The 16,809-nt window shown below is 45.3% G+C and carries 16 protein-coding genes; 4 read left to right on the top strand and 12 right to left on the bottom strand.

Annotated features, from left to right (window positions below):
- Nucleotides 1-144: 144 nt before the first annotated feature.
- From CS921_RS08105 to CS921_RS08090, 5 genes are all read right to left on the bottom strand, one after another.
- Nucleotides 145-663 (bottom strand): DUF4303 domain-containing protein, encoded by a 519-nt coding sequence (locus CS921_RS08105; RefSeq protein WP_099222748.1) that lies wholly within the window; start codon nucleotides 661-663, stop codon nucleotides 145-147.
- A 158-nt stretch (nucleotides 664-821) separates the two neighbouring features.
- Nucleotides 822-965 carry a DUF7677 family protein gene (locus CS921_RS15550; protein WP_162921719.1) on the bottom strand — a complete coding sequence of 48 codons (144 nt, stop codon included), beginning with the start codon at nucleotides 963-965 and terminating at the stop codon, nucleotides 822-824.
- Nucleotides 962-1,570: an SGNH/GDSL hydrolase family protein gene (locus tag CS921_RS08100; protein ID WP_099222746.1), complete on the bottom strand. Its 609-nt coding sequence runs from the start codon at nucleotides 1,568-1,570 to the stop codon at nucleotides 962-964. Before CS921_RS08100 ends, CS921_RS15550 begins: the two co-directional genes overlap by 4 nt.
- A 169-nt stretch (nucleotides 1,571-1,739) precedes the next feature.
- Nucleotides 1,740-2,087: a DUF2200 domain-containing protein gene (locus tag CS921_RS08095; RefSeq protein WP_099222834.1), complete on the bottom strand. Its 348-nt coding sequence runs from the start codon at nucleotides 2,085-2,087 to the stop codon at nucleotides 1,740-1,742.
- A gap of 100 nt (nucleotides 2,088-2,187) precedes the next feature.
- A complete protein-coding gene (locus CS921_RS08090) occupies nucleotides 2,188-2,931 on the bottom strand; it encodes an alpha/beta hydrolase (protein WP_099222744.1) in 744 nt (247 codons plus the stop codon).
- 133 nt (nucleotides 2,932-3,064) lie between these two features.
- Here CS921_RS08090 and CS921_RS08085 point away from each other — a divergent pair, with 133 nt between their 5' ends.
- The 4 genes from CS921_RS08085 (at nucleotide 3,065) to CS921_RS08070 (ending at nucleotide 8,882) form a co-directional block, all read left to right on the top strand.
- Entirely contained in the window at nucleotides 3,065-3,502 is a 438-nt protein-coding gene (locus CS921_RS08085) for a MarR family winged helix-turn-helix transcriptional regulator (RefSeq protein WP_099222742.1), read from the top strand.
- A gap of 62 nt (nucleotides 3,503-3,564) precedes the next feature.
- Nucleotides 3,565-5,142 (top strand): MFS transporter, encoded by a 1,578-nt coding sequence (locus CS921_RS08080; protein WP_099222740.1) that lies wholly within the window; start codon nucleotides 3,565-3,567, stop codon nucleotides 5,140-5,142.
- A 133-nt stretch (nucleotides 5,143-5,275) separates the two neighbouring features.
- Nucleotides 5,276-7,567: an immunoglobulin-like domain-containing protein gene (locus tag CS921_RS08075; protein WP_099222738.1), complete on the top strand. Its 2,292-nt coding sequence runs from the start codon at nucleotides 5,276-5,278 to the stop codon at nucleotides 7,565-7,567.
- 178 nt (nucleotides 7,568-7,745) lie between these two features.
- On the top strand, nucleotides 7,746-8,882 hold the full coding sequence (locus CS921_RS08070; protein WP_099222736.1) for a glycerate kinase family protein: 1,137 nt from the start codon (nucleotides 7,746-7,748) through the stop codon (nucleotides 8,880-8,882).
- A 441-nt stretch (nucleotides 8,883-9,323) separates the two neighbouring features.
- Here the strand turns inward: CS921_RS08070 and CS921_RS08060 are convergent, their stop codons facing one another.
- From CS921_RS08060 to CS921_RS08030, 7 genes are all read right to left on the bottom strand, one after another.
- A complete protein-coding gene (locus tag CS921_RS08060; RefSeq protein WP_099222732.1) occupies nucleotides 9,324-10,310 on the bottom strand; it encodes a CdaR family transcriptional regulator in 987 nt (328 codons plus the stop codon).
- On the bottom strand, nucleotides 10,298-11,023 hold the full coding sequence (locus tag CS921_RS08055; RefSeq protein WP_099222730.1) for an alpha/beta fold hydrolase: 726 nt from the start codon (nucleotides 11,021-11,023) through the stop codon (nucleotides 10,298-10,300). The genes CS921_RS08060 and CS921_RS08055 overlap by 13 nt, the downstream gene beginning before the upstream one ends.
- 17 nt (nucleotides 11,024-11,040) lie before the next feature.
- Nucleotides 11,041-11,397: a DUF3592 domain-containing protein gene (locus tag CS921_RS08050; protein WP_099222728.1), complete on the bottom strand. Its 357-nt coding sequence runs from the start codon at nucleotides 11,395-11,397 to the stop codon at nucleotides 11,041-11,043.
- Nucleotides 11,398-11,512: 115 nt separating this feature from the next.
- Nucleotides 11,513-12,805, bottom strand: coding sequence for a phosphopyruvate hydratase (gene eno / locus CS921_RS08045; protein ID WP_099222726.1), 1,293 nt, complete (start codon nucleotides 12,803-12,805; stop codon nucleotides 11,513-11,515).
- Between the two features lie 386 nt (nucleotides 12,806-13,191).
- On the bottom strand, nucleotides 13,192-14,724 hold the full coding sequence (gene gpmI / locus CS921_RS08040) for a 2,3-bisphosphoglycerate-independent phosphoglycerate mutase (protein WP_099222724.1): 1,533 nt from the start codon (nucleotides 14,722-14,724) through the stop codon (nucleotides 13,192-13,194).
- Entirely contained in the window at nucleotides 14,725-15,480 is a 756-nt protein-coding gene (tpiA, locus tag CS921_RS08035) for a triose-phosphate isomerase (protein ID WP_099222722.1), read from the bottom strand. It abuts the gene before it with no gap.
- A 46-nt stretch (nucleotides 15,481-15,526) separates the two neighbouring features.
- Nucleotides 15,527-16,717, bottom strand: a complete 1,191-nt coding sequence (locus CS921_RS08030) for a phosphoglycerate kinase (RefSeq protein ID WP_099222720.1) — start codon at nucleotides 16,715-16,717, stop codon at nucleotides 15,527-15,529.
- Between the last annotated feature and the right edge of the window lie 92 nt (nucleotides 16,718-16,809).

Below are 16,809 nucleotides of genomic sequence, written 5' to 3'. Positions count from 1 at the left end.
CCTTTCAGATTCCGATATTCTTATTGTAATCCGCCAGCAGCAAAATTGGCAATCTATTCTCAAAAAATTTTATCCCCCAAGTAAAGTCTGCCCGAATCCCAAGAAGCCCCTGCTACCACAAAAAGCAGGAGAAAACTCCCCTGCTCAAACCTCTTTCCAACGATCCCCTAAACCAACCTGAATCGCTTCCTTTGAATTAAACCGCTCCACCGATTCCGTCAACATTTCATCCATGTAATCCCCATCCGACATCGTCATAAAGAAAATCAATTCATCCCGCTTGTACCCTGCCGCAGTAAAAATCTCATCCGGCAACCGCTGTAATTGTTCGCGAAAAACATCGATCAAAGTTTCCGCAAACTGCCATTTTTCCATTGAAGGCACCATAAAATCAATTCCCTCACTCTTCTCCACCACATCAACAAGCGGCTGATAGAGAAAATCCGGCGACAGCCCTTTTTTCCATTCAAAATGTTCCCAGATATTGTTTTCGCCCGCCTGATTATAAGTCACAAACGCCCCATAAAAATCATCCGTCGTCACAAAACCAATATAACGCACACGATCCTCCGCCTGCAAAACTTGTCCCAAAAGCCCGGCCAAATTCTCCTTCAGCTTCAGCTCAAAATCTGCAAACAGCTCTCTAAGTTCCGTTGTTTCCATCTCGTTAGCACTCCTTCAAGACAAATATCATTTAACATTATTAAATGGTGAATCGGCCTGATAATTCTTGTCACATCACTGCCGAATATACTTGCGCAGACCGGTATTCTGCCGCTTTAAAACTTAAAGCTTCCCCCGCTCATCAAGTATCAGGTCATTCAAAAAAATCGCATAAACAGCCCCATCAAACTCGGACTCTCCTGAAATTCTTCAAAATAATCGATTCCTTCCAGAAGCGGATGTCCCGCCGTCACATTCGCCAGCCAGAATGAAAACTGACGCACAGCACCGCTCACATTCATTGATGAAAATAGTCCAGCCAAATATCCGCAATCAGCGCATGACCCGCCGCCGTTGGATGAACGCCGTCAGCCGCAATCGTCTCAGCACCATATTGAATCCCCGCCTGGTTCATCAGACCGTCGAGCGGAATAAACCCAGTCTTATAGGCCGCTGCAAGTTCGCGCACCACTTGAATTTTCGGATCGAGGTCAGACCGCCACTCTTTTCGATCTTCCGGCCAAGGCAAAACAAACGGCTCCATCAAAATAATCTGTGCCTCCGTCTTGTCCCGCGTCTCTCTCAAAACCTGCTCATAAACCGCCTTAAAGGCCGACGTCGAGGTATCCTGCCAAGTATCAAAACTCCGCCAAGTATCATTGATGCCAATCAAAATGGTCACCACATCTGGCTGAAGATCGATCGTATCCTCCTGCCACCGTTTCGCCATATCCGCACTCGTATTGCCACTAATCCCGCGGTTTAGCAAAGTGCCCGGTCCGTCCCATTTCTCCGCAATCATACTGACATATCCTTCACCCAGGTGATCAGCTTTGCTCCGGTCGCGCCCCGCATCCGTCACACTATCACCTTGAAATAAAATTCGACTATCTGCTTTGATTTTCATTTTCGCACCTCCTCTGCTTCAATTTACTTCTATATTTTAATCTTTTTTCAACCATTTGAACAACCTTTTATAAACATAAAATAGCGACACTATAAAAATAGCCTCCTACTTTGATTAGCAGGGGGCTATTAGTAACTTTCAACTGTCTATTATATGTGAGAGCTCGTTGTCATCTCAAAATCTTCTCCATCGCTTTCCCTTTCGCAAGTTCATCCACCAGTTTGTCCAAATAGCGGATTTTCTGCATCAGGGGATCTTCCACCTCTTCTACACGCACACCGCAAACAACACCCTTAATCAGTGAAGCGTGCGGGTTCATTTCCGGCGCCTGCTCAAAAAAAGTTTCAAAATCTGCTTCATCCGCCAGTTGCTTTTCAAGTCCAACTTGGCTATAGCCGGTCAGCCAGCGAATGATCTCATCGACTTCTGCTTTTTGACGTCCTTTTCGTTCAGCCTTCTGAACATAATGCGGATAAACGCTTGCCACACTTGTTGTAAAAATCCGATGCTTGGTCATATCTAAAATCCCTTCTTTCTTCATTAATATAATAAAACGCCTGTCCGTTTAAAAAAACCAGTATCAGCAAACGGCCAATACTGGTGTATAAGTTTTCGATTCATCCAACCTCTTCGTCAAGCCACATCAAATCATCTAGGAAGTAGATCAAGTCTTCTTCCAAAAGATCTTTCTCGCAGTCATTGACAATGTCGTGACCACTCCCCTGATAGAAACAAAGCTGCTTCTCGTCAGTGTGGATGTGTTTAAAGATATAATTGGCATTGTCTGCATCAATTTCTTCGTCCTGACATCCCTGGCCAATCATTGTTGGTACTTGGATTTTTTCAATATTGATTGCGACATTTTTGTAGAATGATGAACGTTCCTCTGCCATCTTCGCAATCTCTGGCTGATAGCTTTGAATCATCGCCGCTACATCTTCTGCCTGCATGCCGTCTTTTTCTAATTGCTTCTGTAAATACTGCTCTACAGGAATATAGCGCATCTTTCGGTTAACATTGGCACATAATGGAACAATTGCTTTCGGATGGAACTGCTCTGCCATCTTTAAGGCAAATACGCCGCCCATTGCCACGCCAACAATCGCAATTTCCTGATAGCCTTCTTTTTGAAGCGCCTCATAACCTGCAACAGCATCTTCATACCACATCTCTGGTGTCGTCTTTAAAAAGATGGCCGGCTCATCGCCATGTCCACGAAAATTCGGAGCATGAACGGTATAGCCATTTTCTGCCAAACGTTCGCCAAGTTCTCTGACATCTTCTGTCGTTCCTGCAAAACCATGCAAGAGCAAAACCGCACGTTTACCCGCCTTCAAGCTAAAGCTACGATCCGCACTCATTTTTTAGCAATCCTCCATATCAATCTTGTATTCACTCCATTGTAGCCGATTTGATCGCTTTTTACAACTGGCTTTTTTTGAGTGATTTCAAGTACAATAGACATATAATAACGCGAGAAGGGGTACATGTCAAATGGAAGAATTATGGTCACTTTATAAACGCGTCATCTACCGAATCGGGATCGGTGATTTTACCAAATGGGTCGGGATGCATCTCAGTATGCCGCAAATGAAAACCCTTCTATATCTAATGATTGAAGGCGAAACACCTATGCGCATACTGGCGGATCAAATGGAAACTAGCATGCCCAATATGAATGGCATTACAAACCGTTTGGAAGCTGCTGAACTTGTCGTCCGCTACAATTCTGAAAAAGATCGCCGCGTGACACTGATTGCCTTATCTGAAAAAGCCGCACAGCTATTTAATGAAGCCTTGGACGGCGGATTACAAAATTTGTCCACCGCTTTGCAAAAAATGACACCCACCGAACGGGCAACCGTGTTAGAAGCTTTCCAACTGCTCGAAAAACATCTAGAACCGCAAATGCTCCACCCGCATGATCTGTAAGTTGAAATCTTTGACAAAATCCTCATTAATAGTTAATTTAGAATTAACTAAAATAGATGGAGATGAAAAACATGGAAAATGTATCCAAAAGTCAAAAGATACCAACTTCTTTGCTTATTTTCATCATCGGGGTATTTATGGCAGCGCTGGACAATGGGATTATCAGTGCCGCGCTCACAACAATCAACCAGTCTTTTCAGGTTTCGGCGACTGAAGGGGCATGGGGCATCACGCTTTACACACTTGGCATGGCGGTCAGCACACCAATCGTCGGCAAACTGGCTGATCGTTACGGCCGGAAAAAACTCTTTCTTATTGAAATACTGATTTTCGGGCTAGGTTCGCTGCTTGTGGCACTGAGTCCTAGTTTCACGTTCTTCCTGACCGCTCGACTGATTCAATCATTTGGCGGCGGCGGGATCTTTATCATTGCCAGCTCGCATGTGCTCAGTACGATGCCGAAAGAGCGACAAGGCAGCCTGCTTGGAATTCTCGGTGCAATGAATGGGATTGCTTCGGTTCTCGGGCCCAACATCGGCAGCTTTTTGCTCGACTGGACCGGCAGCTGGCACTGGCTCTTCTTGATCAATGTGCCCATTGCCCTGCTGTTACTGATTTTCGGCCTAATCGTCATCCCTGAAACCAAAGGAAATGTGCTTTCCAAAACCGATTTTTGGGGCATCGTGTTCCTTTCTACCGCCATTCTCAGCATCATGTTCGCCATCACGAATCTTGGTTCGGACGACCTCCTTGGCAGCTTCCTATCACTCAAAGTACTCGGCCTGCTGATTTTGGGAATTCTGCTTTTCGTTATCCTAATTCTAATCGAAAAAAGCAATCCAAAACGAAATGTCGATTCGATTCTGCCATTCTCACTGCTCCGCCAAAAGGCCTACCTGTTGACGCTTCTAATGGGCTTCTTGTCCGGAACGCTGATTGCGGCCGTTATCTTCGTGCCATCTTTCGTGCAAGCTGTGCTAGGCGTTACAGCAGCAAATTCTGGCTACTGGATGACACCTCTCGCACTGGCAGCCGGTGTCGGCGCTTCGATGGGTGGCATCTTTGTCGATAAGCAAGGACCCGTCAAGACGCTTGTTTATGCCAGTATCGTTGCGGTCATCGGCTTCGGCTGGCTGGCTTACTTTGCAGATACCAAGCCACTGTTTATTGCTGCGTCCATTGTCGCCGGGATCGGTTTTGGCTTCCTAATTGGAGCACCGCTATCCGTGCTAGCCTCAAATGCCGCCGGTGAAGAAAAAGGCTCCGCTCTTGGCACGCTGTCCGTTGCCCGCCAAATCGGGCTCACCATCGCGCCGACCATTTATGCGACACTCATTCAAAATGGCTTTGGACAGCTCAAAACGATCATTCCTGAAAAGCTTCAGCAAAACGGTATCTCTCCGCAGGATATTCCGGCATCAGAGTGGCAAAAATTCTCCAGTAGCACAGGAAATATGAATGATCTGGCCAGCCAAATCGACAAAATCCCCGTCCCGCAGATTCAAAGCGCCCTAGAAAGCGCCATTCATCAGGCAGCCGAAATTGCTTACCAGCATGTGTTTCTGACCGCTTCGATCATGGCTTTTCTGATTCTACCGCTTGCCTTTTTCCTATGGCGTGCTTTGCGGAAAGAAAAATAGCGAACAATTGCTTTGCACGAGGACTTTATTCCACTTTAAAATCGAACTTTCTTTGAATTTTCCCATTTTTATCCCCTCCTCTATTTCATAAGTAGTAACATAAACTTAAGATGAAATACAAGGAGGGGATTTTTTGTTTAAAAAAGTATTAGCTGTTTGTTCCATCGGTATGCTTAGTTTTACAACTTTCGCTTTTGCCGAAGATGTCTTGCCAGCAACGCAAATGGAAACAAGTGAACAAACAACTGAAACAGCAGACGATACAGAGAAAAATTCAACAGATGGCGACAGCACAGCAACAGAAGAAAGCTCGACCTCAACGGAATCCGAAGAAACGACAGACTCCGCAGAAGTAGACACAACTACTTCCAACGAATCCACGAACTCCGCTGAAGTGATAGAAGAATCTCAAGCAGAGACTGCAACCACGCAACAAGAACAGCCACTAACTGCCACCACTACTCTTTCAATTGAAGAATTGACGGATGGCACGCATAATGATGAAATTGTTGACGCTTCTTTATTTGAAAATCAGACCTGGTTGATCAACGTTGCGACTAGTTATGTCGGGAAACCGCTTGCGCAGATTACCTATGGCGATCTGGCGAAAATAACGATGATTCAAGCCCACATCGACTATGGTAAAACAGAGTATATCCCTAAAGCAATCGGTCTTTTCACTGGTTTAACCTCTCTTCAGGCGGTTTCTAACTGTGAAGGATCCGGCTATGGTTATGGTGTACTGACTGGTGAAATTCCGGCTGAGATTGGGAATCTGAAAAATTTGACCAGCTTAAGGATATTTGACAATGAACTTTACGGTGCTGTTCCTGAAGAAATCGGTAATTGTACGGAACTACAGCGGCTCGACATCTCAGGCAACGGGATGAACACCACACTGAGCGGTTATGATGGTACGGGCATTGACAGCCTGCCGCATTCCATTGGCAATCTGAAAAAGCTCGACACACTTATTGTCGGTAACTATAATTATATAACAGAAATTCCAGCTGAAATCGGGGAGTGCGAAAGCCTCAAGTATCTGGATATTTCGCAAATGGAGCTAGAATATTTACCTCCCGAACTGGGCAGCTGTCCAAAACTTCAAACTCTCTACGCAGGATACAATGCCATTCGTGGTACCATTCCGGATTCCTATGCCAATCTTCGTGACACACTTGAAACTTTTCAAGTCCAATGTAACGGCATTCATGGTGAAGTGCCGGATTACCTGTTAAATGGAGAAGTTAGTAATGTCAATATCTATTCCAACTTTTTATACGACATTGCCACCGACACTTACCCAGCATCTGGAAGTTTAAATTTCTTTAATGCCAACGATATTGTAACCAAGAATTCCTCTGCTACAAAGCTTGCGGATGCCCAGTATGATTTGACTTCTATTCAGGACGAGGTAGCGCTTGAACAAGGTGAAACATACAACATTGAGAACAACCTCCGCACATATAACAAAGAATATTTAGATGTGGATGCCTATGTTGTAAGTGGCGATCCTGATGGTGTCAAATTTACAAAAGGCACGGACGAAAACGGTAATTCAACGACCAACATGCAAATCCTCAAATCCGGTACGTATGAACTTAATGTACAACTGGAAGGCTTGAAAGATAAATCCAATCAAAATGCGCAAACGAATTTCACTGTAACTGGGGAAGGCTTGCCAAATGAAAAACCCGCCATTACGCTTGATCCAGAACAAGTCAAAGTGAAACAGGACAGCACTTTCAACTATTCTGACTATACGACAGTCACCTTGTCAGACGATCAGGACAGCGCAGAGGATCTAGCAGCAGCCCTTCAAGTAACGGGTGACGTGGATACCACTAAACCTGGCGAAACGTATACCCTTGATTTCAATGTAACAGACTCATTAGGCCTTGCCGCTGATCAAAAAACGCTTTCCGTCTATGTAGATGCTCGTCCTTCGATTGAGCTCACTACCGAAGAAGTTTCAATCTCAGAAGGCGAAACATTTGATCCAATGCGTTATTTGAAAACAGACAGTGATTTGGAAGATGCTACAGATTCCCTTACTGTCACAACTTCTGGCACGGTAGATACTTCGACTCCTGGACAAACCACGATTACGTATACCGTGACCGATTCAATGGGACAAACAGACACAGCCACGCTAATTGTGAACGTAACCGCTGATGCAGAGCCAGCTGATGATGGAGACACGAATGATGATCAAAATAATGCTGACTCCACGCCGTCAGACTCTCCATCTGGCACGCCTACAGGAAATAATGATGTAACAACTGGCGGCAACACGTCCGCAAATACAGCAAGCAAGTCAAATACTGCTTTACCACAAACAGGTGATCAGTCCAGCAAAGCATGGCCACTGATCGGTGTTGGAATGGGCCTCACAGCAGCCTTTCTTTGGAGAAAACGTAAATAACTAAAAAATAAGCAAGCCGAGAATCAAACGATAGCCGTTTTGCGAAAAGACTATCGTTTGATTCTCGGTTCTTTTTTAATAATGCTTCAGTTTTTTGTGCATACGCCTAAAAAAATTCAGTCAAACCGCTATCGTTTCTTTCACGTAGTTTGGCTATACTAAAATAGGAGGGATAAACATGAAATTTGTATTAGCACCTGATTCTTTTAAAGGAAGTCTGACTGCCAAAGAAGTATGCCAAGCCATGGAAGTCGGTCTGAAACGAATTTTTCCGGAAAGCGACTATCTGCATGTTCCGATGGCTGATGGCGGCGAAGGCACTGTGCAGGCACTTGTCGACGCGACTTCCGGACGCTTCATCAAGAAAACGGTCACCGGTCCGCTTGGCACACCAGTCGAAGCACAATTTGGCCTGCTAGGCGATGAGAAAACCGCCGTGATTGAGATGGCCGAGGCAAGTGGTCTTCATTATGTAAATGCCCAAACGAAGAACCCACTCAAGACGACCACATATGGAACTGGCGAACTGATTGCAGCAGCACTTGACTATCCGATCGACCAGTTGATTATCGGCCTTGGTGGCAGTGCGACGAATGATGGGGGCGCCGGAATGGCTCAAGCGCTTGGCGTTCAACTGTTAGATTGGCATGATGATCCCATTGGCTTTGGCGGCGAGGCGCTGGCTGACCTAGTATCAATTGAGCTGGGCAAACGGCATCCCCGGCTAAACGAGGTGACCATTCTGCTTGCTTCGGATGTGAAGAATCCACTTTGCGGCTCGCAAGGCGCGTCACAAATATTTGGTCCACAAAAAGGCGCCACACCTAAGATGGTCGAGCAATTGGATCAGAACTTGCGGCACTATGCGGAGGTCATCCAGCAGGAAACTGGCAAGCAAGTGGCAGATCTGGCTGGAGCAGGGGCTGCCGGGGGACTTGGCGCCGGATTACTTGCTTTTACAGACGCTTCGATTCATTCAGGCGTGGAGCTCGTTATGCAAATGACCAGTCTCGACAAAGCGCTGCAAAAGGCGGATTTTTGTTTCACTGGTGAAGGCGGAATCGATGCCCAAACAAAATTCGGCAAAACGCCGATTGGAGTGGCACATGCCGCACAAAAGCAGCACGTTCCAGTGATTGCCATTGCCGGCCGAATTGGTGACGGGACGGACACACTTTATCCAGAAGGAATCGATGCGATTTTCGGAATCGTTCAGGGGGCCGTTCCTCTTGAGCAGGCACTAGCCGATAGCCAAACCAACATCGCCCGAACTTGTGAAAATATCGCCCGCCTACTAAACTTACCTCAACATTAAAAGACCGTCAAAGTGCCCCCGTATCCATGGGATCTCACTTTGACGGCCTTTTATTTTTCGTGTCACAAATATCATCTTCCTAATTCCAAATGTCTCCGCTTCGACCATCTTTATTTGCCACATGATAACTTCTCCTCATTCCAAGGTATCCACTTTGACCATCTCTATTTATCACATCATCATCTTCCTAATTCCAAGTATATCCGCTTTGACGACCTTCTATTTGGCGCGTCATCATCTTCCCTAACTCCAAGTGTATCCGTTTTGATGACCTCTATTTGGCGCGTCATCATCTTCCCTAATTCCAAGTGTATCTGCTTTGATGACCTTCTATTTGGCGCGTCATTATCTCTCCTAATTCCAAGTATATCCACTTTGATGACCTTCTATTTGGCGCGTCATCATCTCTCCTAATTCCAAGTATATCCGTTTTGGTGGTCTTTATTTGATGCTGGTCTCCTGGCTTAGCCAAGCAGTGATCAGCAATTGTAGATCCATGAAATTCCGTGGATCCTTCCCTGTAACAGCCGCAATCTTGTCGAGTCGATAAAGCAACGTATTGCGGTGAATATGCAAGGCGGCACTGATGGCTTTCATTTCCCCATTTAGCCGGAAATACGTCTTCAAAGTTTCCAGCAGCTCGGGCGCACACTCAATTGCCTGCAAAAACGCATACTGCTCCTTTGTCAGATCGCGGTTCACCAAATGCCCGACATCCAGATAGTCGACCGCTCCCGAAAGCCCCAAGCTTCGGCCAATCCGAAAAGCAGTTTGCGCTTTTTGGGCAGCCAGTTTCAGCCGCTCGTCGTTCTGGCTCAGGGCCGTGCCGCACAATTCTCCTGTCTGCCGCTCTGCCGCCGCTTCCCCCTGCCAGAACAGCAGCCATTCCTCTCCCTGCAAAGCGATTTGCGGTGCTTCGATCGGCCACTTCTCAGTCCTGCAAAAAAACCGGATGGGCTGTTCAGGATCAATCCCCAGCTCAGCCAGCTGCCGCAACTCGTCTGCCAATAGTCGAGCCTCCTCAAAAAGCAGCTTTTCAAGTAGCCTGTCTCGACTTAGCCGCGCTGACTCTTCCTTTGCCGCACGAATCGCTTCTTCCGTCAGCAATACAACCATCGTACTGACAATTTGGCAAAAAGGTGCCACCTGTTCCGGCTCGCCCGTAATGCCAACCACTCCAACAATCTGGTCATCAAGGCGGATGGGCAGATTTGTCCCTTTCCGGACCGTCGGCTGGTTCTCGTGAATGTCGACGCGCTCCCCTAAGCGGATTGCTTCCAAGGCTCCGGCATGCAGCTCGCCAAGACGCCGATCATCCCCACTTGCAATTATTCGCCCAAATTCATCCATCAAATTGACCGAATAGGGAATATCCTGCATCAATTTTTCCACCAATTGTTGTGCCTGTCTATGATTTAACGGGAACATGCCTGCACTCCTTTATTTGTTAAAAATTGATCGATCAGCCGATTTAAAATTTGCGGATTTTGCATGGGCAGAAAATGGGTGCCGCCTTTTACGACCTCCATCGTCCCCTTTGCCAATGAAGCCGTGAGTTTTTGCGTTTCTTCTACCGAAATAAACAGGTCTTGTTCACCAATGATCGCAAGAAATGGTGCACGAATTTTAGCCAGATCCAGTCTTTCAATCCGCGGATAAAAAGCCATCAGCCGCAACCGCTCCCGATATTTCTTGAAAAACGAACTCACACCAGCAAGCGCTCGGCAAAGATAGTAGCCTGCCTGACAAAACAGATTGGATAAAGTCCGCACCTGCCCCACGTCATAATTGGCACCAATCACCGCCCCATTCAACTGGCGATCCGGCTGCTTGATTCCCATAATAAGCGCAATAATGCCGCCATCACTGTAGCCCACCACATGATAGGAAGTGACATCCAGAAAATCCAGCAGTGCCAGCATATCATCTGCCAGCAGCTCATAGTCAAGCGGCACACTCCCTACTTCCGATCTGCCGTGTGCCCGCGTATCCGGAACGATTACCTGATAATTTTTTGCAAAGTAGTGGATCATTTTGTCCAAATCCTGATGATTCTGTCCATTGCCATGCATCATGAGAAGCGGCTTACCTTCGCCGTAAATTTGATAGTATAACTGTATATCATTAATTTTTGCATACATACACAAAACCAACTTTCTTATGGACGATCATATTTGATTTTAAAACGCTCTGGCTCGGCTGCATCATACAAAACTGAAATAACTTCTCCCTGCGCATAACGTCCAGAATACTTGCTAAAAATGGCCACTTTCTTCGTAGCCGTTATTTCATGCCCTTGTGAAGTAAGAAAACGGATGGTAAGTGTCACAAATCGCGTTCGTTTTCCTTGGGTGAATTCATTTCCATATGTGAACGAATGGAGGTTGCTGGCGATAATTTCCGCATTGGTTTCCTTCCACTCTGTTACTCGCGGATGTTCCTTAGGTTTCCTTAAATTGACCGCTATAATAAGCAGCAAAACGATGAGAAGAACTAAAACGATGAGTATTTTCATTGAAACGCCCTCTCTTCTGTTTTCTTTTCATTTTATCAGAGAACCCACTATTTGTGTATAAAAAGAACCACCCTGCCGCATTTAGCAGGATGGTTCTTTGTTGTTTCCTCAAAAATTATTTTTTAAGGTTGTAGAAAGCATTTAGGCCGCGGTATTCAGCAAGTTCAGCCAAGTTGTCTTCGATGCGAAGCAATTGGTTGTATTTTGCAACACGGTCAGTACGAACAGGCGCACCAGTTTTGATTTGACCAGCATTTGTAGCTACTGCAATGTCAGCGATTGTAGAATCTTCAGTTTCACCAGAACGGTGGGAAACTACTGCAGTGTAGCCAGCTTGTTTAGCCATTTCGATTGCATCTAAAGTTTCAGTCAAAGTACCGATTTGGTTAACTTTGATTAGGATAGAGTTAGCGATACCTTTTTCGATACCTTCAGCTAATTTTTCAGTGTTTGTTACAAACAAGTCGTCACCAACAAGTTGAACTTTGTCACCGATACGATCTGTTAGAAGTTTGAAACCTTCCCAGTCGTTTTCGTCAAGACCGTCTTCGATCGAGATGATTGGGTATTTAGTGATCATTTCTTCGTACCAAGCAACCATTTCTTCAGAAGTACGAACAACGCCTTCACCTTTCAATTCATATTTACCGGATTCGCGGTTATAGAATTCAGAAGATGCAGCATCCATAGCGATTCTTACTTGTTCGCCTGGTTTGTAACCAGCAGCTTCGATTGCTTCGATGATTGCTTCGATTGCTTCTTCGTTGGATTCAAGGTTAGGAGCGAAACCACCTTCATCACCAACACCAGTGTTAAGGCCTTTACCTTTTAGTACACCTTTCAAAGCGTGAACGATTTCAGCACCCATACGAAGTGCTTCTTTGAAGTTAGGAGCGCCAACAGGCATAACCATAAATTCTTGGATATCCACGTTGTTATCAGCGTGTTCCCCACCGTTTAAGATGTTCATCATTGGAACTGGAAGAACTTTAGAGTTTGTTCCACCGATGTATTCATAAAGATGAACGCCTAGTTCGTCAGCAGCAGCACGAGCAGCAGCTAAAGAAACACCAAGGATAGCATTGGCACCTAATTTACCTTTGTTAGGAGTACCATCAAGATCGATCATTGCTTTATCGATACCAATTTGATCAGTAACGTCAAAACCGATAATTTTGTCAGCGATGATATCATTTACGTTTTCAACAGCTTTCAAAACACCTTTACCTAGGTAACGTGCTTTATCGCCATCACGTAATTCAACAGCTTCGTATTCACCAGTAGAAGCACCACTTGGAACAAGCGCGCGACCGAAAGCACCGGCTTCAGTATAAACTTCGACTTCAACAGTTGGGTTACCACGGGAGTCAAGGACTTCACGTGCATAAACTTCAGTAATAATGGACATTTAACTCTCTCCTTTGTTGGGACTGTTCGAAAGCAAAGTTTGAGTTCCAGTCCCAATATACCTGCAAGCAAAGCGAGTATGTACTCCCCAAAAAGGAACCACATACTGGATGCAAGGCCCCGCCATATCTCCAAATGTTTTTATGGTTTATAGCACATCAACCATTCAAAAAGTCATTCGAGCTACAGAAAACCCCTTTGCAAAAGAAGCCGCACACTCAGCCATAAAGCTCCGTACGCTAGAGACAAGACCGTCGCCTCGCCGCTAAACTTCCCTCGCGCATTCACTCTCACATATATTGGAAACACCACTCACTCTGCTGTCCCAATTATTAGATACATTCTTATTGTAGCCTCGTTTTGTAAAAAACGAAAGCAAAAACCAAATTAATTTTTGATGAGACTTTCGCCAGTCATTTCAACTGGTTTTTCTACACCTAAAAGATCAAGCATTGTAGGCGCCACATCAGCAAGACGACCGTCTGTACGAAGCGTCGCACCTTTTTTCGTTACGATTACTGGAACCGGAACTGTTGTGTGCGCTGTATGTGGTTTGCCTTCAGGTGTGGACATGGTTTCGGAGTTTCCGTGATCGGCGAAAATGACCGCAGAACCACCTTTTGCCAAAATGGCATCCACTACACGGCCAAGATTTTCATCCACTGCTTCGATTGCCTTGATTGTTGGTTCCAGCATGCCGGAGTGACCAACCATATCAGGGTTCGCAAAGTTTAAGATGATGGCATCGTGTTTGTCTGCTTCGATATCTGCTACAAGTGCATCTGTTACTTCATACGCACTCATTTCAGGTTTCAAATCGTAAGTTTCGACTTTTGGCGAATTGATCAGAATACGATCTTCACCAGGGAATTCTTCGTTGCGTCCGCCGTTCATGAAGAAAGTCACGTGCGGATATTTTTCCGTTTCAGCAATACGAAGCTGCTTCAAGCCTTTATCAGCCAGAACTTCGCCAATCACATTTTTCATTTCGATTGGTTCAAAGGCAACTTCTGCATCAATGCTCGGATTGTACAAAGTCATAGTGACAAATTTGACGTTTTCTGGGTGTTTAGCACCGCGGTCAAAATGTTCCCATTCTTTATCCGTAAATGCATTGGATAGCTGAATCGCACGGTCAGGACGGAAGTTGAAGAAGATGACTGCATCATTGTCTTTAACAGTTGCAGCTTCTTCGCCGTCTTTTGCTACGATTGCCGGAATAACGAATTCATCATTCTTCTCATTTTGATAAGAAGCTTCGACAAGTTCAATTGGATCTGCAAATTTTTCGCCATCACCATACACAAGGGCACGGTAAGCTTTTTCAACACGTTCCCAACGTTTGTCGCGATCCATTGCATAGAAGCGACCGGAAACTGTTGCAATGCTACCATAATTCAACTTGCTGATTTCTTCTTGCAATTCTTTGATGTAGCCTTTAGCAGATTGCGGTGGAACGTCACGGCCATCTAGGAAAGCATGGATGTAAACATTTTTAACGCCTTTTGCTTTGGCTGTTTCAAGAAGTGCGACCAAGTGATTGATGTGGCTGTGTACGCCGCCATCAGACAATAGGCCGAACAAATGAAGATCAGAGTCATTTTGTTTCGTATGTTCAAATGCGTTGTTGATTGCTTTATTCTCTTGGAATTCGCCTTCTTCAATCGCTTTGTCAATACGTGTCAGGCTTTGGTAAACGATACGCCCAGCACCGATATTAGTATGACCAACTTCGGAATTCCCCATTTGGCCGTCTGGAAGGCCGACATCAAGGCCGGAAGCTTTCAACTGGCTATGTGGAAACTCTGCCCAGTAACGGTCAAAGTTCGGTTTATTCGCTTGGGCAACGGCATTGCCAACTGTTTCGTTACGCAAACCGAATCCGTCGAGAATAATAATTGCTACAGGAGATTTACTCATTTATTTTACTGCCTCCAATAAAGCTAAGAAAGATTTAGGTTCTAAGCTTGCACCGCCGACTAGCGCGCCGTCGATGTCAGATTCTGCCATGTAATCTGCAATGTTTTCAGGTTTTACGCTACCGCCGTATTGAATACGAACTGCTGCTGCTGCTTCCGCTGAAACGGCATCAGCCACTTCTTCCCGAATCACTGCACAAGTTTCATTGGCATCTGCACTTGTAGAAGATTTACCTGTACCGATTGCCCAAATTGGTTCATAGGCAATCACAAGTTGCTTCACTTGTTCTTCTGTCAAGCCTTCAATTGCTGCACGGATTTGACCGCGTACCCAAGTGTCGGTTTGGCCAGCTTCACGTTGGTTCAATGTTTCACCACAGCAAATGATCGGAACCATGCCGTGTTTGAAAATTGCATGTGCTTTTTTGTTGATGTCTTCGTCTGTTTCATGGAAATACTCACGGCGTTCAGAGTGACCAATGATCACATAGGAAACGCCCAAGTCAGCAAGGGCAAACGGGCTTGTTTCGCCAGTGAATGCACCTTCGTCTTCAAAGTAGCAGTTTTGCGCTGCTACACGAAGATCAGTTCCTTCTGCAAGACGACTTAAATCACGAAGGAATAGCGCTGGAGAAGCAACAACGGAATCAACCACATCTTTAGAAGGGACTTTTCCTTTTACTTCTTCAACAAATTCTGCCGCTTTTGCAGCTGTTTTGTTCATTTTCCAGTTACCAGCAATAATAGGTTTACGCATGATAAACTTCCTTTCGTTTTTTAAATTGTAGCGGATTGCTGCCGAATTATTTTTCAGAAATTGCAACCACGCCAGGTAGTTCTTTGCCTTCAAGATATTCAAGCGATGCGCCGCCACCAGTAGAGATATGCGTGAATTTGTCAGCATAGCCAAGTTGCATTGCTGCTGCTGCAGAGTCCCCGCCACCAATGATTGTCGTTGCATCTTGCAAGTTCGCGATCGCTTCGCAAACACCGATTGTGCCTTTTGCAAAGTTGCTCATTTCGAATACGCCCATAGGACCGTTCCAAACAACTGTTTTAGCACCTTCAAGTTCTTTTGCAAATAGTTTGATCGTTTCTTCGCCGATATCAAGACCTTCTTCATCAGCAGGAATGCCATCAGAAGTCACTGTGTGGAAAGGTACGTCATTGCTGAATTCTTTCGCAACCACTGTATCGATTGGAAGGACCAATTTGTCGCCAGCTTCTTCCATCAAGCGTTTAGCAAGATCCACTTTGTCAGCTTCAAGTAGAGAAATCCCTACTTCATAGCCTTTCGCTTTCATGAATGTATAAGCCATGCCGCCGCCGATCAAAAGTTTGTCTGCTTTTTTAAGCAGATTCTCGATAACGCCGATTTTGTCGGAAACTTTCGCTCCGCCAAGAATAGCAACAAGTGGACGATCCGGATTTTCTACTACGCCACCGATGAATTTGATTTCTTTTTCCATCAGGAAGCCAGCAGCTGAATCAAGGTTGGATGCAATCCCTACGTTAGAAGCATGCGCCCGGTGAGCTGTACCAAACGCATCGTTGACGAATACATCGCCAAGGCTTACCCAGTATTTACCAAGCTCTGGATCATTGCCGCTTTCTTTTTTGCCGTCGATATCTTCAAAACGCGTATTTTCGAAAAGAAGTACGTCGCCGTCTTTCAATTCGTTAATCGCATTTTCAAGTTCTGGACCGCGTGTAGTCGGCACAAATTTCACTTCTTTGCCCAGCAGTTCGCTAAGACGTTCTGCAACTGGACGAAGCGTTTTGTCCTTCTTATCTTCTTCTGTTTTTACTTTTCCAAGGTGGGAAAATAGAATTGCTTTCCCGTGGTTTTGGATGATGTATTTGATTGTTGGAAGAGCAGCTACAATACGGTTATCGTTGGTAATTGCGCCGTCTTTCATTGGAACGTTGAAGTCCACACGTACTAGTACTTTTTTGTCATTTAAGTCTAAATCAGTGATTACTTTTTTAGCCATTTACAATTCCTCCAATGTTATTAAAAGGATCCATTTTTTGAGGCATTTTCAGAAAACAAGCGGAAACAATAGTTTGTCTCCGCTTATTTGTT

This window comes from Listeria costaricensis, from assembly GCF_900183385.1.
GTDB lineage: Bacteria > Bacillota > Bacilli > Lactobacillales > Listeriaceae > Listeria > Listeria costaricensis.
Note: the sequence above shows the minus strand (reverse complement) of the source record. Positions and strands in the feature narration are given on the sequence as shown.